The organism is Nocardioides acrostichi (assembly GCF_015319165.1).
In the GTDB taxonomy this organism is placed as follows: domain Bacteria; phylum Actinomycetota; class Actinomycetes; order Propionibacteriales; family Nocardioidaceae; genus Nocardioides; species Nocardioides acrostichi.
This window is the reverse complement of record NZ_JADIVZ010000001.1, coordinates 857,695-873,474: the sequence shown is the minus strand read 5'-3', so window position 1 is coordinate 873,474 and position 15,780 is coordinate 857,695. Positions and strand designations below refer to the sequence as shown.

Here is a 15,780-nt window from a genome sequence, read left to right as displayed (position 1 = left end):
CGCTGACTGCGACCCACCGCCCCATTCCCCGTCGAGAAATCAGAGGATCCATGCGCCGCTCCCTCGCGCGGATGGCCGCCTTGGCCGCCCTGGCCCTGGCCGCCACCACGGCGACGACCGCACCCGTCATCGCCGACGACTCCGTACCGACCCCCCAGCCGCCCGCGGGCATCACCGACGGCACCGCCTCGCTGGCCCAGCTCGCGCAGGAGGCCACCTCCCAGGCGCCGAGCCAGTCGACGCAGGCCGCGAGCAACGCGCTCGACGCGGCCCAGGCCGCGCTGTCGGGCGACGCGCCCGCCCGCGGCACCTCTCAAGACGCCACCCAGGGCGCCGACCAGGCCCCCGACGTCAGCATGGCGCTGCGCGACCTGGCTCTCCAGCTGCCGAACATGTCGGCCTCCGACCGGCGCACCGCGCAGGCGATCCTCGCCCGGCCCACCGACGGCAGCAGCGACCCCTACGGCGACGGCTACACCACCAACAAGCGCAAGAGGAAGTGCGCCGGCAACTTCTGCGTGCACTGGGTCACCGACACCGCCGACGCCGCCAAGCGCGCGTGGGCGATCAAGACGCTCAAGACCATGAACAGCGTCTGGCACGTCGAGGTCGGCAAGATGGGCTACCGCCACCCGGTCAGCGACCGCATCCTGAGCGGCAACAACGGCGGCAACGGCAAGTTCGACGTCTACCTCAAGGATCTCGGCAGCGCCGGTTACTACGGCTACTGCGCCGCCGAGTTCGCCAAGGTCAAGAGCGGCAAGACCACCCGCCAGGGCGGCGGCTTCTGCGTGCTCGACAACAACTTCTCCAAGGCCGAGTACGGCCAGCGGCCGGTCAACAGCCTCAAGGTCACCGCGGCCCACGAGTTCTTCCACGCCGTGCAGTACGCCTACGACTACACCGAGGACCGCTGGTTCATGGAGTCGACGGCCACGTGGATGGAGGAGCGCTACGCCGACGGTGTCAACGACAACCGCCAGTACCTGCCCTCCGGCAGCGTGAAGGCCCCGAGCACCGCCCTGGACTACTTCGCCAGCGGCTCGAGCCGTCCGTACGGCAACTGGGCCTGGTGGGAGTTCCTGACCCACAAGTTCAACAACGGCATCGTCAAGACCACGTGGAACAAGGCGGCCGGCCCGTCGTATTCGACCAAGGCGCTCAAGAGCACGCTCAGCAGCAAGGGCGGGTTCGTGCGCAACTTCGCCTCCTACAACGCCGCGAACCTCACGCCGAAGCGCACCTACCCCGAGGGTGGGTCGTGGCCCAGCGCCAACCACGGCGGTTGGACGCTCACCGGCACCAGCACCGGCAACAACGTCACTGCGACGCTGCCGCACATGTCCGCGGCGAGCTACGTGATCACCCCGGGCGACGGCGTCGGCAACAAGAAGTGGCGGCTCAAGATCAAGGTCGACGGTCCGGTCGCCAAGACCTCGCCGATCGCCTACGTGGTGGTCCGCATGAAGAACGGCGCATGGAAGCGCTCGCCGATGAACCTCAACGCCCAGGGCAACGGCGTGAAGAAGGTGCTGTTCTCGGGCAACGCGGTCAGCGCCGTGTCGGTCACCTTGGTCAACGGCTCGACCCGGTTCAAGAACTGCGGCCAGGGCACCGGCAGCGTGGAGTACTCCTGCGACGGCACCCCGGTCGACAACGGCAAGGCGTTCAAGCTGGTCACCCGGGCCTATAAGAACTAGCGGCACGGCTGACCCGCCCTGACCACGCGGACCCCCGGACTTCACCCGTCCGGGGGTCCCGTGCGTTCGCAGGCGAGCGCATCCTGACGTGACGCCCGTTCCCCAGGTCAGGAGTCAGGCTTGTCCCCCCACGCCGCTGATGCCCGCTTCGAGCCGCAGCGATCCCCTCGTCGCGAGAGCGCAGGCCTGGCCCTCATCGAGGGCACCTCCCTCTCCTTGATGGGTCTGGCCACCGCCGCCGCACTGGTCCTGCGCCCGGCTGTCACCGGCGGCTCCGCCGCCGCCCGCCGCCTCGGCTACCACCGCTCGCGCCACTGACCGCGGCGTCGTCTGACACGCTGGCGCCATGAGCGCCCAGCAGCGACCACTCGTCGGCCAGGTCGTCACGGTCTTCCGCAACCGGCTGCGGCCCGAGGCCGCCGCCGACTACACCGAGGAACTCGCCGAGGTCGTGGCTCTCGCGCACGAGATGCCGGGGTTCGTCGAGACCAAGACCTTCGTGGCCGACGACGGTGAGCGCTGCACGGTCGTGACCTTCGCCGACCCCGTCTCGCACCGCGGGTGGGCCGAGCACCCACGACACCGGGAGGCGCAGCGGCACGGTGTCGCGTCGTACTACGCCGAGTACTCGATCGCGGTGGGCGAGACCACGCACGCGAGCGTCTTCCGGCGCTGATCCCCCGTTCGAGGACACCCGTCCGGGTCTCGCGTACGCCGTGGAGCCCCCGCACGGTGGAGGGATGAGCAACCCGTCATCCCCAGGCCCTACCGACCACTACGAGGTGCTGATCGTCGGCGGCGGTATGGCTGCCGACGCCGCCGCACGCGGGCTGAGGGAGCAGGCCTTCACCGGCACCATCGGCATCCTCGAGCGCGGCCACGACGCCCCCTTCCCGCGTCCGGCACTCTCGAAGGATCTCTGGGCCGAGGACGCCGACAGCCTCGACGACTCCTTCCTCGGCACCTCCGAGGCCACCGGGGCGTCGGTGCACCTGGGCACCGAGGTCACCGGACTCGACGCCACCGGCCACACCGTGACGTGCGCCGACGGAGGCCGGGTCGGCTACGACCGGCTGCTGCTGGCGCCGGGCGGCTCGCCGCGCACCCTCGACGGCCTCTCCGCGGGTCCGCGGGTCGTGTACTTTCGCACCCCTGCCGACTACCGCGCGGTGCGCACGCTGCTCGCCGACCAGCCCGGCGCGGAAGTGGTCGTGGTGGGCGCCGGGTACATCGGTTCCGAGATCGCCGCAGCGCTCTCCGGCGAGGACTGTTCGGTGCAGATCGTGCACCCCGGTGAGGTGCTGGGCGACGTCATGCTGCCCCGCACCGTCGCCGAGCGGTTGGAGTCACGTCTGGTGCAAGCCGGTGTACAGCCCCGCGGCGGACGCGAGGTGACCGGTGGGCGGGTCGACGGCGACCGGGTGCACCTCACTCTCGACGACGACAGCTCGCTCGACGCCGATCTGGTCGTCGTCGGGCTGGGCGTCGAACCGCCGACATCGTTCCTGCGCGGCACCTTGGACCTGGCCGACGACGGCGGGGTGGTCGTCGACGAGCGGCTGGCCACCTCTGCGCCCGACGTCTGGGCGGCCGGTGACGCCGTGATCTACCCCGACCCCGTGCTCGGCCGCACCCGGGTGGAGCACGAGGACCACGCGACCTCCAGCGGCGCCGCGGCGGGCCGGATCATGGCCGGCTCCGAGGAGGTCTACGACCACACACCGTTCTTCTACTCCGACGTGATCGACCTGGGCTACCAGGGAATGGGCGTCCTCGACCCGTCGATGGAGACCTTCGTCGACGTCGTCGACGGCGAACAGGATGCGGCGGTCGTGTACTACCTCGACGACGACGCGGTGCGCGGGGTGCTCATGTGGAACCTCTTCGCCGACCTCGAGCAGGCGCGCAGTCTGCTGGCCGAGAAGGCGCGACCTGCCGACGCCGCAGACCTGGCCGGGCGGATCACGCAGTGAGCGATGCACCTCGGCGCACCCTCTTCGTGGGTGGTCACGTCTTCGACGGACATCGTCGGCGGCCGGGGCACGCCGTGCTGGTGCAGGGGCTCCGGATCGTCGACACCGGCCCCGCCGACCGTGTACTCGAGCGGGTGGCCGACCTCGATGGCCCCGTGGAACGCGTCGACCTGCGTGGCGGATTGATCATGCCTGGCTTCCACGATGCGCACTGTCACCCGCTGGTCGGGGGTCTGGAGCGGTTGCGCTGCGAGATGTCGGGTCTCTCCCGGCCCGAGGAGTACCTCACCGCGATCGGCGACGCGGCGCGTCGTCGTCACGGGGACCAGTGGGTGCGCGGCGGCGGATGGTCGGTCGACGCCTTCGACCAGCGCGGCCCCACCGCGGAGTTGCTCGACCGCGTCGTGCCCGACCGCCCGGCGTTCCTGCCCAGCACCGACCACCACGACGCGTGGGTGAACACCCGCGCCCTGGAGGTGGCCGGGGTCAACCGGGACACGCCCGACCCTGCCGACGGGTGGATCGAGCGCGACGAGCACGGTCATCCCACGGGGACCCTGCGCGAGGCCGCCATGGCGCTGGTGCACGACCATGTGACCCGTAGCCGCGAGGAGGACGCCGACGCCTTGCGCGAGGCGCAGCGGTGCTTGCACGGGTGGGGGGTCACCGGGTGGCACGACGCTCTCATCGGAGGGTATGCCGGGCTCGACGACCCCACCCAGGCCTACCTCGACCTCCTCGAGGCCGACCAGCTCAGCGCCACGGTGCGCTGCTCGCAGTGGTGGGACCGGGCTCGCTGTGGCGACGACGACGCCATCGCCGCGCAGGTGGGCGAGCTGGTCCAGCGCCGCGACGAGCTCGCTGCCCGGGGCCTGGACGCCGGTTCGGTCAAGGTGATGATGGACGGCATCTCGGAGACCTTCACCGCCACGCTCACCGACGGCTACGACGATCTGCACGGATGCCCGTGCGGCGACCACGGCCTCCCGTTCCTCTCCGAGTCGGCTGCCCGTGCCTCGGTCTCGGCGCTGCACGCGGCCGGCCTGCAATGTCACTTCCACGCCATCGGCGACGCCGCCGTCCACACGGCACTCGACGCGGTGGAGCAGGCGCAGCGCGAGCACGGTCTGCGCGACCTACGCCACCAGATCGCGCACCTCCAGCTCGTCCGGCCGAGCGATCGGCACCGATTCGGCGACCTCCAGGTGGTCGCGAACCTCCAGGGCATGTGGGCACGTCGGGAGACCCCGGCCGTGACCCTGCTCGCACCGCATCTCGACGCCGAGCGCTTCGGCTGGCACTACCCCTTCCGAGACGTCTTGGAGGGGCGGGCGCGCTTCTCGGGGGGCAGCGACTGGCCGGTCAATCCACCCGAACCGCTCGGAGCGGTGCACGTGCTGGTCAACCGGCGCGCCTGGGCCTCCGACCCCGCCCAGCTCACCGAGCCCCTCGTGCTCGACCAGACGATCGGCCTGGAGCAGGCCCTCTCGGCCTACACCCGCGGCTCCGCGTGGGCCGACCACCGCGTCGACGCCGGGTTCGTGCACGTCGGCGCCCGCGCGGACCTCGTCGTCCTCGACCGCGATCCCTTCACCCTGCCCTCCTCCGAGATCGGCGCGTGCGAGGTCGCCTCGACCTGGGCCGGCGGGCGATGCGTGTACGAACGCTGAGGCTTCACGAGCGGTCCGGGTCGACGCCGCGGTAGAGCACTCGTCGCACGACGAACCCCTGGAGCACGTGGTCGTTGACCGCCGCGGGCACGCGGGTGCGTCGTCCGGTGGGTCCGAAGAGGTCGAGCCCCTCGGGCTGGGGGCCCAGAACCGATCCCCAGCGCGACCTCGGCGGTCTGAACTCGCGCAGGGGTGCGCCACGCAGGTGCGCGGCCACGTTGCGCACCAGCGTGCGGTGGCCGAAGTTGCGTGCCGAGCTGCGCAGCGGGTCGGTGGCCGCCACGTCACCGATGGCGAACACACCCGGCGCCCCGGGCACGGTGAGGTCGAGCCGAGCACGCACGAAGCCGTCGCCGTCGAGCAGATCGGCGGGTAGCCAGCCGGTGTGCGGCGAGACCCGCCCGACCGCCCACAGCACCAGGTCTGCGGGCGCCGGGGGCTGGCCGGTAGTGAAGGCGAGCGGTCCCGAGCCCCACGACCTCAGCGTGTCGGCGTTCGTCGGTAGCTCGGCCCGGTGCTCCGGGTGCAGGACGACGCCACGTCGGGCCAGCACCTCGCGCACCCGACGCGCGGTGCGCGCGTGGTGCGAGGGCAGTGGCAGGGCGCCGGGGTGGTAGAGGTGCACCCGCAGCCGCGGCCACCGCGCTGCGAGGTTTGCGGCCGCGCTCACCGCGGCCGCTCCGCCGCCCACGACGGCCAGCGTGCCGCCGTCCGCCACCGCCGCGACGCGCTCGTGGCCCGACCTCAGCGCGGCGTCGGTATCGGACCCGGTGCGCGCGGTGGCGTCGCGCCAGAAGCCGTTCGCCACGCCGGTGGCGACGACCAGCACGTCGTAGGGCAGCTGCTCGGTCGTGCCGTCGAGGCGCCGCGCATGCGCGACCCGGCCCTCGACGTCGAGGTCGGTCAGCGTGCCGTGCAGTGCACGGACGCCGTCGAGGCCGCGGATGCGGTCGTAGCCGAACCGGTAGTCGCGCTGCCAGCGGGTGGGGTCCGCGAGGCGCATCCCGAGTTCCTGGCCGCTCACCAGCTCCGTGGTGGGTGAGACCCCCACGATCTCGGCCCGCGGCAGACGGCGGCGCAACCCGACGGCGGTGAGGACCCCGGTGTCGCCGAGCCCGGCGACGACGATGCGGGTCACGCGCGTGGCCGCCGCGGGAAGAACGCCGGCACCCGGGCGACGACCTCGGCGTAGGCGGGCCGCCGCTCGAGAGAGCGCCGGTCCATCATCGGGATGCTCGCGAAGGCGAACATCGCCAGCATGACTGCCGGCCCGGGCAGCGCCCACCACCACTGACCGGGGGCCGCGCCGAGGCCGACCAGGGCCACCGAGAGCCACCACAGCCACTCTCCGAGGTAGTTCGGGTGCCGCGACCAGGCCCAGAGGCCGGCGTCCATGACGGCTCCGGGCGTGCGTGCGGCGACGAACCGCCGCATCTGCTCGTCGGCGACCGTCTCGAGGGTCACGGCCACGAGGCCCACCAGCAGGCCCACCGCGAGCACGAGGATCGCCAGCGGGTGCGACGACGGTGCCCCCGTGGTGAGCAGGTAGGCGGGCAGCAGCGCGACGAACACCTGCACGGTCGGGATCACGTGGATCGCCACCAGATCGACCACCACCCCGAACCGCCCGGCACCGTCACGCAGCAGCGGGTACCGCCAGTCCTCGTGGTCGAGTCCGGACCAGCCGCGCACCCAGTGGGCGGTGAGCCGCACCGCCCATGCGAGCAGGACGCCGGCGAACAGCACCGCGCGCACCGGGTCCGAGCCGGGGTCGCGATCGAGCCACCACGCCAACACGAGCAGCGGCGGCGCGAGGCTCCAGTAGGCGTCGTAGACCGAGGAGTTGCCCAGCGCCCTGCTGCCCGAGAACACCACCAGCGTCGCCAACAGGTCGGCGACCAGCGTGTCGAACCACCGCCACGGCGTCTGCGGGCCGAGCAGCAACCACAGTGCGCCGGCCAGCACCGCCACCGCGTAGACCGCCGTCACCCGGGCCAGGGACCGCCCGCGACCCGGCGCCTCACCACGACTCACCTGCGCACGGTAGCGGCTGGGAGCGTTGCGGATGCGTCTCCTCTGCAACGAAGGCCCGGACGCGGGTGCCGTTCGTGACCCGGCGCGACGGTTCCGCCACGCCGACCGACGGCTACTCTTGAATCGTTCAAGATCTCATGGCAAGGTCGTGCCGATGTCACTCGCACCGACCACCGCCGAACTCGAGGCCCACCTGCGTGCCGCGGGCCTTCGCGTGACCAAGCCGCGCACCGCGGTGCTCGCCGCGGTGCACGGCCACCCGCACCTCGACACCGAGACCGTCATCCGATCCGCCCGCGCCACGCTGCCCGAGGTCTCCCATCAAGCCGTCTACGACTGCCTGCGGGTGCTGACCGAGGCCGGCCTGGTCCGTCGCATCCAGCCCCAGGGCTCGGTGGCGAGGTACGAGACCCGCATCGGCGACAACCACCACCACGTGGTGTGCCGTGGTTGCGGCGCCATCGCCGACGTCGACTGCGCGGTGGCCTACACGCCGTGCCTCACGGCGTCCGACGACCATGGCTTCACGATCGACGAGGCCGAGGTCGTGTACTGGGGCCGATGCCCCACCTGCCGAGTCGACGCCGGCCCGTCGACACCGGCACCCACCGTCTGAACCGATCGTCAGTCCAGCAGCACCCGTCCAACGGAAAGGCTCCACGTGTCCGAGACCCAGCACACCACCGTCGAGGCCAAGCTCGACGACTCCTCGCGCGAGGGCAAGTGCCCCGTCCTGCACGGCGAGGCCGCACCGGCGGCCAGCGACCGCAACCGCGAGTGGTGGCCCGAGCGGCTCAACCTCAAGATCCTCGCCAAGAACCCTGCGGTGTCCAATCCCCTGGGTGACGACTTCGACTACGCCGCCGCCTTCGCGAGCCTCGACCTCGCGGGCGTCAAGAGCGACATCGAGCACGTGCTCACCGACTCCAAGGAATGGTGGCCCGCCGACTTCGGGCACTACGGCCCGTTCATGATCCGCATGGCGTGGCACAGCGCCGGCACCTACCGCGTGCAGGACGGTCGCGGCGGTGGCGGCACGGGGCAGCAGCGCTTCGCTCCCCTGGCCTCGTGGCCCGACAACGTCAACCTCGACAAGGCGCGCCGGCTGCTGTGGCCGGTGAAGAAGAAGTACGGCAAGGCGCTGTCGTGGGCCGACCTGATGATCCTCGCCGGCAACGTGGCGCTGGAGTCGATGGGTTTCGAGACCTTCGGCTTCGCCGGTGGTCGCGTCGACGCCTGGGAGCCCGACGACGACATCTACTGGGGCCCCGAGACCGAGTGGCTCGGCGATGAGCGCTACTCCGGTGAGCGCGACCTCGAGAACCCCCTCGCGGCGGTGCAGATGGGCCTGATCTACGTCAACCCCGAGGGCCCCAACGGCAACCCCGACCCGATCGCCGCGGCCGTCGACATCCGAGAGACCTTCAAGCGGATGGCGATGAACGACGAGGAGACCGTCGCCCTCATCGCCGGCGGCCACACGTTCGGCAAGACCCACGGCGCCGGCGACCCCGACGCCCACGTAGGCCCCGAGCCGGAGGCCGCCCCGATGGAGCAGCAGGGCTTCGGCTGGAAGAGCTCGCTGGGCACCGGGCACGGCGACGACACCATCGGCGGTGGCCCCGAGGTCACCTGGACCGACACCCCGACGCAGTGGAGCAACCGGTTCTTCGAGATCCTCTTCGGCTACGAGTGGGAGCTGACCGAGAGCCCCGCGGGCGCCAAGCAGTGGGTGGCCAAGGACGCCGAGGAGATCATCCCGTTCGCCCAGGCGGACAAGAAGCGCAAGCCGACGATGCTCACCACCGACCTCTCGCTGCGCTTCGACGAGGAGTACGGCAAGATCTCGAAGCGCTTCTTGGAGAATCCGGCCGAGTTCGCCGACGCCTTCGCCCGCGCCTGGTACAAGCTCACCCACCGCGACATGGGCCCCAAGGCCCGCCTCATCGGCGCCGAGGTTCCGGCCGAAGAGCTCCTCTGGCAGGATCCCATCCCCGCTGCGCAGGCGCCGTCCGACGACGCCGTCGCGGCGGCCAGGGCCGCCATCGCCGACGCCGGCTTCTCCGTGTCGCAGCTGGTCAAGACGGGCTGGGCCGCGGCGTCCTCCTTCCGTAGTTCCGACAAGCGGGGCGGTGCCAACGGTGGCCGTCTGCGGCTGGAGCCGCAGCGCACCTGGTCGGTCAACGACCCTGCGGCGATCGAGCCCGTCATCGTCGCGCTCGAGCAGATCGCGGTCGACTCCGGCGTCAGCTTCGCCGACTGCGTCGTGCTGGCCGGCAACCACGGTGTCGAGCAAGCGGCCAAGGCGGCCGGCCACGACGTCACCGTGCCGTTCCACGGCGGTCGCGGCGACGCGACGCAGGAGCAGACCGACGTGGAGTCGTTCTCCTACCTCGAGCCGGTCACCGACGGCTTCCGCAACACCGAGGCCGAGAACAGCAAGCTGCCCGCGGAGTACCACCTGCTCAACCGGGCCAACCTGCTGGGCCTGAACGCGCCGGAGATGACGGTGCTGCTGGGGGGTCTGCGGGTGCTCGGCGCCAACACCGGCGACTCGACGAACGGCGTGCTCACCGACCGGGTGGGCGTGCTGACGAACGACTTCTTCGTCAACCTGCTCGACCTCGAGACCACGTGGACGCCGGGCGACGGTCAGGACACCTTCAACGGTGTCGGCCCGAACGGCGAGTCCTGGACCGGCACGCGCGCCGACCTGGTGTTCGGCTCGAACGGCGAGTTGCGAGCCGTCGCGGAGGTCTACGCCTCCGACGACGCCGCCGAGAAGTTCGTGACCGACTTCGTGGCAGCCTGGGCGAAGGTCACCGAGCTCGACCGGTTCGACCTGCACGCCTGATCTCCCGCGTGGGAGTCGCGGCGTGACACGCGAGGCCGCTCGACCGGATCCGTCCGGGCGGGCGGCCTCTCGCCGTCTGTTGGGCTGGTCGCAACGATCTCGGTCGGGCCCAGGCCACCCCTCGAACGCCAGGCCTCGGACCGACTGCTCGACACCTGACGACCCATGACCCCCTGCGTCAGTGCGTCGAGCCCGACAGATTGAGGACGACGACGCCGGCGACGACCATGACCAGGCCGAGGCCGACGGCCGGAGTGAAGCGGTCGCCCAGCACGGTGACCCCGATCGTGACCACGAGCGCGGTGCCGACCGCGCTCCAGATGGCATAGGTCACGCCCACCGGCAGGTGCTTGACCACGTGGCTGAGCAGGAGGGCGGCACCGCCGTAGCCGATCACGACCCCGAGCGAGGGCAGCAGCCGCGTGAACCCGTCGGTCGCCCGGAGCAGCGAGGTGCCGATCACCTCGAGGACGATCGCGACGCCCAGCAGGAGGTAGACCATGAGCCCACCCTGCCAGGCGTCGTCGTCGACGCGTCTCCGTGCCCCGGTTCCGGTTCCGGTTCAGAGCTTGAAGCGCCCCGCGAAGCCGCGCAGCGGCAGGTCGGCACTGGTGATGATCCCCGGGCGGGCAGCGTGCACGGCCTTGATCGAGTTCAACGCCGGCATGCCGGTCACCGTCATGCCGATCGAGGCGAAGTCCGAGGGGTCGGAGAGGTCCACGCCGGGCGCCGGAAAGATCATGTGCTTGTTGTAGATCTGCGGGTCGCCCTTGATCTGGGTGATGTAGCAGCCCTTGATGTCCCAGCTCGGGTCGGTGTCCGGCGTCATCTGCCACTCCAGGTGCGTCTCGACGCGCGGCACGCCGTCGATCATGCCCTGGTACTTGATGTAGTTCCCGCCGAGCGAACCCTTCGGCAGCTGGTACCAGCCGAGGTCGACGTCCTTGGTGCAGGCGCCGAGCTCGTAGGAGAACCTGACCTCGTCGAGCTCCAGGCCGAAGCAGTCGGCCTTGAGGTAGACCGAGTCGGCGAAGACCTCGGTGTACTTGCGCAGCATGTCGGGCAGGGCCGGATCGTCGACCGGCAGGCCGTAGCCGACCTCGCGCCAGGTGTCGGCTGAGTGGTGACACGAGACGTCGACCGACTCGATGGTGGTGACGTTCTCGATGTCGGCCACGTTGGCACTCACGGCCACGCCGATGATCTGGTTGTGGCCTGGGTTCATGCCGGTGCCGTAGAAGGTGGAGCCGCCTCGCTGACACGCCGACTCGATGACCTCGCTGACCTTGCGGCCGGAGTGGTGCGGGTGATTGGTGTCGCGATGGAAGCCGGTGATCCAATCGGCGGTGGTGACGATGTCGATACCGGCCTCGAGCACCTGCACGTAGAGATCCTCGTCGGGGAACACGCCGTGGAAGGTCAGCACGTCGGGCCGAGCGGCGAGGATCTCCTCCACCGTGCCGGTGGCGGTGATGCCGACCGGCCCGACCCCGGCGAGCTCGCCGACGTCCGTGCCGACCTTCTCGGGTGAGTAGCAGTGCACGCCCACGAGCTCGAGATCGGGCTGGGAGCCCAGACGCTTGATCATCTCCGAGCCGACGTTGCCGGTGGCGACCTGGAAGACGCGGATCGGTTGGTCGTTGGTGCTGGTCATGCGGGGCTCCTTGGTGATCCTGGACGGGGTGCCGCGCGAGAGCCGGAAGGCCGGTCGGCGAGGGAGGTGTCGGGCGGCGTCACTGAGATGTCACCGGGGTGTCGCCGGGGTGTCGCCGGGGTGTCGCCGGGATAGAACTGCTCGGCCCACGCGCGCAGAGCGGTGAAACCCTCGTACTCGCCTCGTGCCAGGGCCGCCGGACTGGCGTACTTCTGGTGGCTCCAGATGTCGACATCGTTCTGGAACTGCTCGATCACACCCTGGGCGTGGCGGTCGGCGCCGTCGGACCGGTCGCGGTTGTCACCGGGCTTGCGCCCGATCCACACGGTGAAGAAGACCGCGCTGGTGGAGTCGTCGACCGGCGTGATGGCCGTCATGGTGCGGTTGTCGATCATGCCCCAACTGCGAGTGATGGCCACCCCCAGGCCGCCGTTGATGGCGTGGACGCCGGAGTTGATGTCCTCGATGGTGCCGCCCTCGTCACGGGCGTCGAAGGTGATGGTGAAGTCGACGTAGGAGACGGCGCCGTCGAAGTCCTGGCGAGTGAACTCCGGGACGATGGGGGTCTCGTGCACGTACTTGAAGTGGGCGAAGTCGACGCCGTTCTCGAGCACGTACTGCGGGTGCATCTCCAGAGCCGCGTGGTGCAGCTTCGACGTCTCGTTCAGCGGGTAGTAGGCCTCGCGCGTGGTACCGCCGCCGAGCGGGTGCTCCTCGAAGTCGGCCCACATGTCGGGGACGTCGAAGGTCGGTTGGCCGCGGTCGACGTCGTGCCACACGAAGATCGCCTCGTTGACCTCCTCGGTGGGCAGCGTGTCGATGCGGCGGCCGAGGTTGGGGCGGTCCTCGTAGGGGATGCAGACGTTGCGGCCGCGGTCGTTCCACTGCCAGCCGTGGAAGGGGCACTGGATGTTCTCGCCGACGACCTTGCCGCCGTATCCGAGATGCGCACCGAGGTGCTCGCAGTAGGCGTCCATCACGGTGACCTTGCCGGACTCGGCGCGCCAGGCGACCAGGTCGCGGTCGAAGTAGCGCATTCGCACGACCTGGCCCACGTCGACCTGGTCGGACCACGCCACCTGGAACCAGCCGGTGGGGTTCATCGGTAGGGTCGGTTTCACGACGACGACGCTCCTTCGCACGCGATAGAATGACCGTTCTGCAGCACAGAACCACGATTCTGCGCACGGCGTCAAGAGACTCGCCGACCCCGATCGACGTCCCCGAGGAGGCACGATGACGGCGACCGCCGAGGCCCGGCGCGACCTCTACCGCGAGCGCATCCTCGCCGCCGCCGAGACCGAGTTCGGCCGGCTCGGCTTCGCCGCCACCAAGGTCACCGCGATCGCGGCCACCGCCGACGTGTCGCTCGCGACGGTCTACAAGTCCTTCGACGGCAAGAGCGGCATCTGGGACGCTCTGCACAGCGAGCGGATGGAGAGCCTCCTCGCCGAGATCTCCCACCTACCCGACCTGGGGTCATCGCTCGACCGGATGCTCGGCGGCGTCGGGGCGGTCTGCCGGTTCCTCATGCGGCACGACGCCTACCTCGACCTCAGCCTGGGCGCGGGTGGAGGCTGGCTCGCTCCCAGCACGGGCGAGGGGGTGCAGGGCACGGTGTGGGACGCCGGCATCGACATGATCGTGTCGGGTCTGGAGTCCGTCGCCGCCGCCGGTCAGCTCACCGACATTCGTCCGCGCATCGCGGGCGGCATGGTGGTCTCGGCGCTCCAGGTGTGGCTCGCCGACTGGGTGGCGAGCGGACGCGACCGCTCTCCCGACGTCCTCGTCGACGACCTGCTCCGCCACCTCCGCGCACTCCTCGAGACACCCGGGGGCCGCGCGTGACCACGCACGGCACGACGGCCCTCGACGTGGCCGTCCGCTCCCCCACCACACACCCCGCCGACGCGACCGTCGGCGACGTCCGGACCTTCCTCGCCGGCGAGCACGTGCATCTCGCGTTGCTCGTCGACGATGCCGGCCACCTCGTGGCCGCCGTCCAGCGCGACGACCTCCACGGGCTCGACGACGCCGCGCCCGCGAGCGAGGCCGCCGACCTCGCGGGTCGCACCGTCCGGGCCGACCTGCCCGAACCCGACCTGGCCGCCGCCTTCGTCGGCGGTGCCAGTCGCCGGCTGGCCGTCGTCGACGACACCGGCCGCCTGCTCGGCCTGGTGTGCCGCAAGCGGTCGGGCCACGGCTACTGCTCGGATGCCGGCATCAGATCACGACGCGACGAACGCGCGGCCTCCCGCTGACCCGTCGCCAGTTTTCACGTGACCCGTCGCCAGTTTTCACGTGACCCGTCGCCAGTTTTCACGTGACCCGTCGCTAGTTTTCACGTGACCCGTCGCTAGTTTTCACGTGACCCGTCACTAGTTTTCAGTCGACATGCCACGACGGTGCTAGTCGGTGGAGACGTCGAGTTCGAGATCGACCAGCAGCTCGTCGGCGACCCGCTCGAGGTCGGAACGCACCACGGACTCGTCGAGGTCGGCCGGCACGCTGAGCACCGCTTCGACCTCGAAGAGCAGGCCACCGGCCATGGGAGCCTCGCGCACCTGGGTGGCGATCTCGTCGATGCCGACGCCGTGCACGGCGAGGGCACCGGAGATCTCGGCGACGATGCCGGGGCGGTCCTGGCCGAGTAGGTGCAACCGCCAGGTCGTGCCGTGGGCATCCGAGGGCGACCCCTCGTCGTCCGCGACCGTGACCGTGAGCCCCTGGGCGCCGAGCTCGGCGAGGGTCGCCTCGAGAGCCCCGCGCTGGCGGTCGGGGACATCGACGAGCACGACTCCGGCGAAGGTGCCGGCCAGTCGGGCCAGGGCGCTGCGCTGCCAGCTGCCGCCGGCGGCCTCGACCACGCGGGAGACCTCGGAGACGAGTCCGGCACGGTCGGGTCCGACGACGGTGAGCACCAGGGAGGCCATGGCCGCCAGGGTATCGCCGGAGCTCGGAATCCGCTGTCAGGGATGCCCGCGCTGCTCGTGCTCAACGTGGTGCGGCGCCTCGAACTGGATGGTGGAGTGGGCGATGTCGAAGTCGTCGACGAGGCAGGCCTGCACCTGGTCGAGCAGCTCGGCGGAGTGCCCACTGTGGAAGCAGCGCTCGTCGAGCACGACGTGGGCGGTGAGCGTGGGCAGCCCGGTGGCGACCTGGCTGGCGTGCAGATCGTGCACCTCCACCACGTGGTCGAGCGCCAGCACCCGGGCGCGCACGTCGGCCAGGTCGAGGCCGGCCGGCGTGGACTCCATCAGGACCTCGACGCTCTCGCGCAGAAGGAGCAGCGTGCGCGGCAGGATCAGTCCGGCGATGAGCAGCGAGGCCACGGCGTCGGCGCGGTCCCAGCCCCAGCGGGCGATCACGAGCGCGGCGATCACCACCGCGATCGAACCCAAGGCGTCGTTCACGACCTCGAGGAACGCGGCCCGGGTGTTGAGCGAGGCTCCGCGACCTCTCAGCAGGACGCCGATCGCGACCAGGTTCGCGACGAGGCCCACGACGCCGAAGAGCAGCATGCCGCCCGAGCCGACGCTCGGCGGGTCGAGGAGCCGCTCGACGCCCTGCACCAACACCCACAGCCCGACCACCAGCAGCAGAGCCGCCTGAGCGGCCGCGGCCAGGATCTCCGCGCGCCGGAACCCCCAGGTGCGGCGGTCGGTCGCGGGGCGCCGCACCAGCGTCGCGGCGGTGAACGCCATGCCCAGCCCCGCGACGTCCGAGAGCATGTGACCGGCGTCGGCGAGCAGGGCGAGAGAGCCGGTGACCACCGCACCCACGAGCTCGACGACGAGCACCACGAGCGAGAGTGCGAGCACGAGCCCCAGCCGACCACGCTGGTCGGCTGGGGGGCCGTGCCCGTGACCGTGCGACATGCCCCCATGTATAGCGG

The 15,780-nt window shown here is 70.9% G+C and carries 16 protein-coding genes; 9 read left to right on the top strand and 7 right to left on the bottom strand.

Annotation, left to right across the window (positions count from 1 at the left end):
- Nucleotides 1–50: 50 nt before the first annotated feature.
- From ISG29_RS04095 to ISG29_RS04075, 5 genes are all read left to right on the top strand, one after another.
- The gene (locus tag ISG29_RS04095) at nucleotides 51–1,700 is read left to right on the top strand and encodes an MXAN_6640 family putative metalloprotease (protein ID WP_194502027.1); all 1,650 of its coding nucleotides are present in this window, start codon (nucleotides 51–53) and stop codon (nucleotides 1,698–1,700) included.
- Nucleotides 1,701–1,820: 120 nt separating this feature from the next.
- Nucleotides 1,821–2,018, top strand: coding sequence for a hypothetical protein (locus tag ISG29_RS04090; protein ID WP_194502026.1), 198 nt, complete (start codon nucleotides 1,821–1,823; stop codon nucleotides 2,016–2,018).
- A 28-nt stretch (nucleotides 2,019–2,046) separates the two neighbouring features.
- The gene (locus ISG29_RS04085; RefSeq protein WP_194502025.1) at nucleotides 2,047–2,376 is read left to right on the top strand and encodes an antibiotic biosynthesis monooxygenase family protein; all 330 of its coding nucleotides are present in this window, start codon (nucleotides 2,047–2,049) and stop codon (nucleotides 2,374–2,376) included.
- 64 nt (nucleotides 2,377–2,440) lie between these two features.
- Nucleotides 2,441–3,673 carry an NAD(P)/FAD-dependent oxidoreductase gene (locus ISG29_RS04080; RefSeq protein WP_194502024.1) on the top strand — a complete coding sequence of 411 codons (1,233 nt, stop codon included), beginning with the start codon at nucleotides 2,441–2,443 and terminating at the stop codon, nucleotides 3,671–3,673.
- Nucleotides 3,670–5,343 (top strand): amidohydrolase, encoded by a 1,674-nt coding sequence (locus ISG29_RS04075; protein WP_194502023.1) that lies wholly within the window; start codon nucleotides 3,670–3,672, stop codon nucleotides 5,341–5,343. Before ISG29_RS04080 ends, ISG29_RS04075 begins: the two co-directional genes overlap by 4 nt.
- A 4-nt stretch (nucleotides 5,344–5,347) precedes the next feature.
- On the opposite strand, the gene ISG29_RS04070 is transcribed toward ISG29_RS04075, so the two are convergent.
- Nucleotides 5,348–6,481 (bottom strand): FAD-dependent oxidoreductase, encoded by a 1,134-nt coding sequence (locus ISG29_RS04070; RefSeq protein WP_328827889.1) that lies wholly within the window; start codon nucleotides 6,479–6,481, stop codon nucleotides 5,348–5,350.
- Complete coding sequence (locus ISG29_RS04065) at nucleotides 6,478–7,377, bottom strand: DUF1295 domain-containing protein (RefSeq protein WP_328827887.1); 900 nt, start codon at nucleotides 7,375–7,377, stop codon at nucleotides 6,478–6,480. The genes ISG29_RS04070 and ISG29_RS04065 overlap by 4 nt, the downstream gene beginning before the upstream one ends.
- Before the next feature lie 154 nt (nucleotides 7,378–7,531).
- Here ISG29_RS04065 and ISG29_RS04060 point away from each other — a divergent pair, with 154 nt between their 5' ends.
- Together ISG29_RS04060 and katG are read left to right on the top strand one after the other, a co-directional pair.
- Nucleotides 7,532–7,993, top strand: coding sequence for a Fur family transcriptional regulator (locus ISG29_RS04060; protein WP_194502022.1), 462 nt, complete (start codon nucleotides 7,532–7,534; stop codon nucleotides 7,991–7,993).
- A gap of 45 nt (nucleotides 7,994–8,038) precedes the next feature.
- Nucleotides 8,039–10,231: a catalase/peroxidase HPI gene (katG, locus tag ISG29_RS04055; RefSeq protein WP_194502021.1), complete on the top strand. Its 2,193-nt coding sequence runs from the start codon at nucleotides 8,039–8,041 to the stop codon at nucleotides 10,229–10,231.
- Between the two features lie 178 nt (nucleotides 10,232–10,409).
- On the opposite strand, the gene ISG29_RS04050 is transcribed toward katG, so the two are convergent.
- Genes ISG29_RS04050 through ISG29_RS04040 form a run of 3 tightly spaced genes read right to left on the bottom strand, consistent with a single transcriptional unit; the run spans nucleotide 10,410 to nucleotide 13,006 of the window.
- Nucleotides 10,410–10,733, bottom strand: coding sequence for a DMT family transporter (locus ISG29_RS04050; protein ID WP_194502020.1), 324 nt, complete (start codon nucleotides 10,731–10,733; stop codon nucleotides 10,410–10,412).
- Between the two features lie 60 nt (nucleotides 10,734–10,793).
- Nucleotides 10,794–11,885, bottom strand: a complete 1,092-nt coding sequence (locus tag ISG29_RS04045; RefSeq protein WP_194502019.1) for an NAD(P)H-dependent amine dehydrogenase family protein — start codon at nucleotides 11,883–11,885, stop codon at nucleotides 10,794–10,796.
- The gene (locus ISG29_RS04040) at nucleotides 11,882–13,006 is read right to left on the bottom strand and encodes a Rieske 2Fe-2S domain-containing protein (protein WP_328827883.1); all 1,125 of its coding nucleotides are present in this window, start codon (nucleotides 13,004–13,006) and stop codon (nucleotides 11,882–11,884) included. Before ISG29_RS04040 ends, ISG29_RS04045 begins: the two co-directional genes overlap by 4 nt.
- A gap of 115 nt (nucleotides 13,007–13,121) precedes the next feature.
- On the opposite strand from ISG29_RS04040, the gene ISG29_RS04035 reads away from it, so the two are divergent.
- Both ISG29_RS04035 and ISG29_RS04030 read left to right on the top strand, forming a co-directional pair.
- The gene (locus ISG29_RS04035) at nucleotides 13,122–13,733 is read left to right on the top strand and encodes a TetR/AcrR family transcriptional regulator (protein WP_194502018.1); all 612 of its coding nucleotides are present in this window, start codon (nucleotides 13,122–13,124) and stop codon (nucleotides 13,731–13,733) included.
- The gene (locus tag ISG29_RS04030) at nucleotides 13,730–14,146 is read left to right on the top strand and encodes a CBS domain-containing protein (RefSeq protein WP_194502017.1); all 417 of its coding nucleotides are present in this window, start codon (nucleotides 13,730–13,732) and stop codon (nucleotides 14,144–14,146) included. The genes ISG29_RS04035 and ISG29_RS04030 overlap by 4 nt, the downstream gene beginning before the upstream one ends.
- 147 nt (nucleotides 14,147–14,293) lie before the next feature.
- Here ISG29_RS04030 and ISG29_RS04025 read toward each other — a convergent pair whose 3' ends face one another.
- A complete protein-coding gene (locus ISG29_RS04025) occupies nucleotides 14,294–14,818 on the bottom strand; it encodes a glycine cleavage system protein R (RefSeq protein WP_194502016.1) in 525 nt (174 codons plus the stop codon).
- 36 nt (nucleotides 14,819–14,854) lie between these two features.
- Entirely contained in the window at nucleotides 14,855–15,763 is a 909-nt protein-coding gene (locus ISG29_RS04020; protein ID WP_194502015.1) for a cation diffusion facilitator family transporter, read from the bottom strand.
- Between the last annotated feature and the right edge of the window lie 17 nt (nucleotides 15,764–15,780).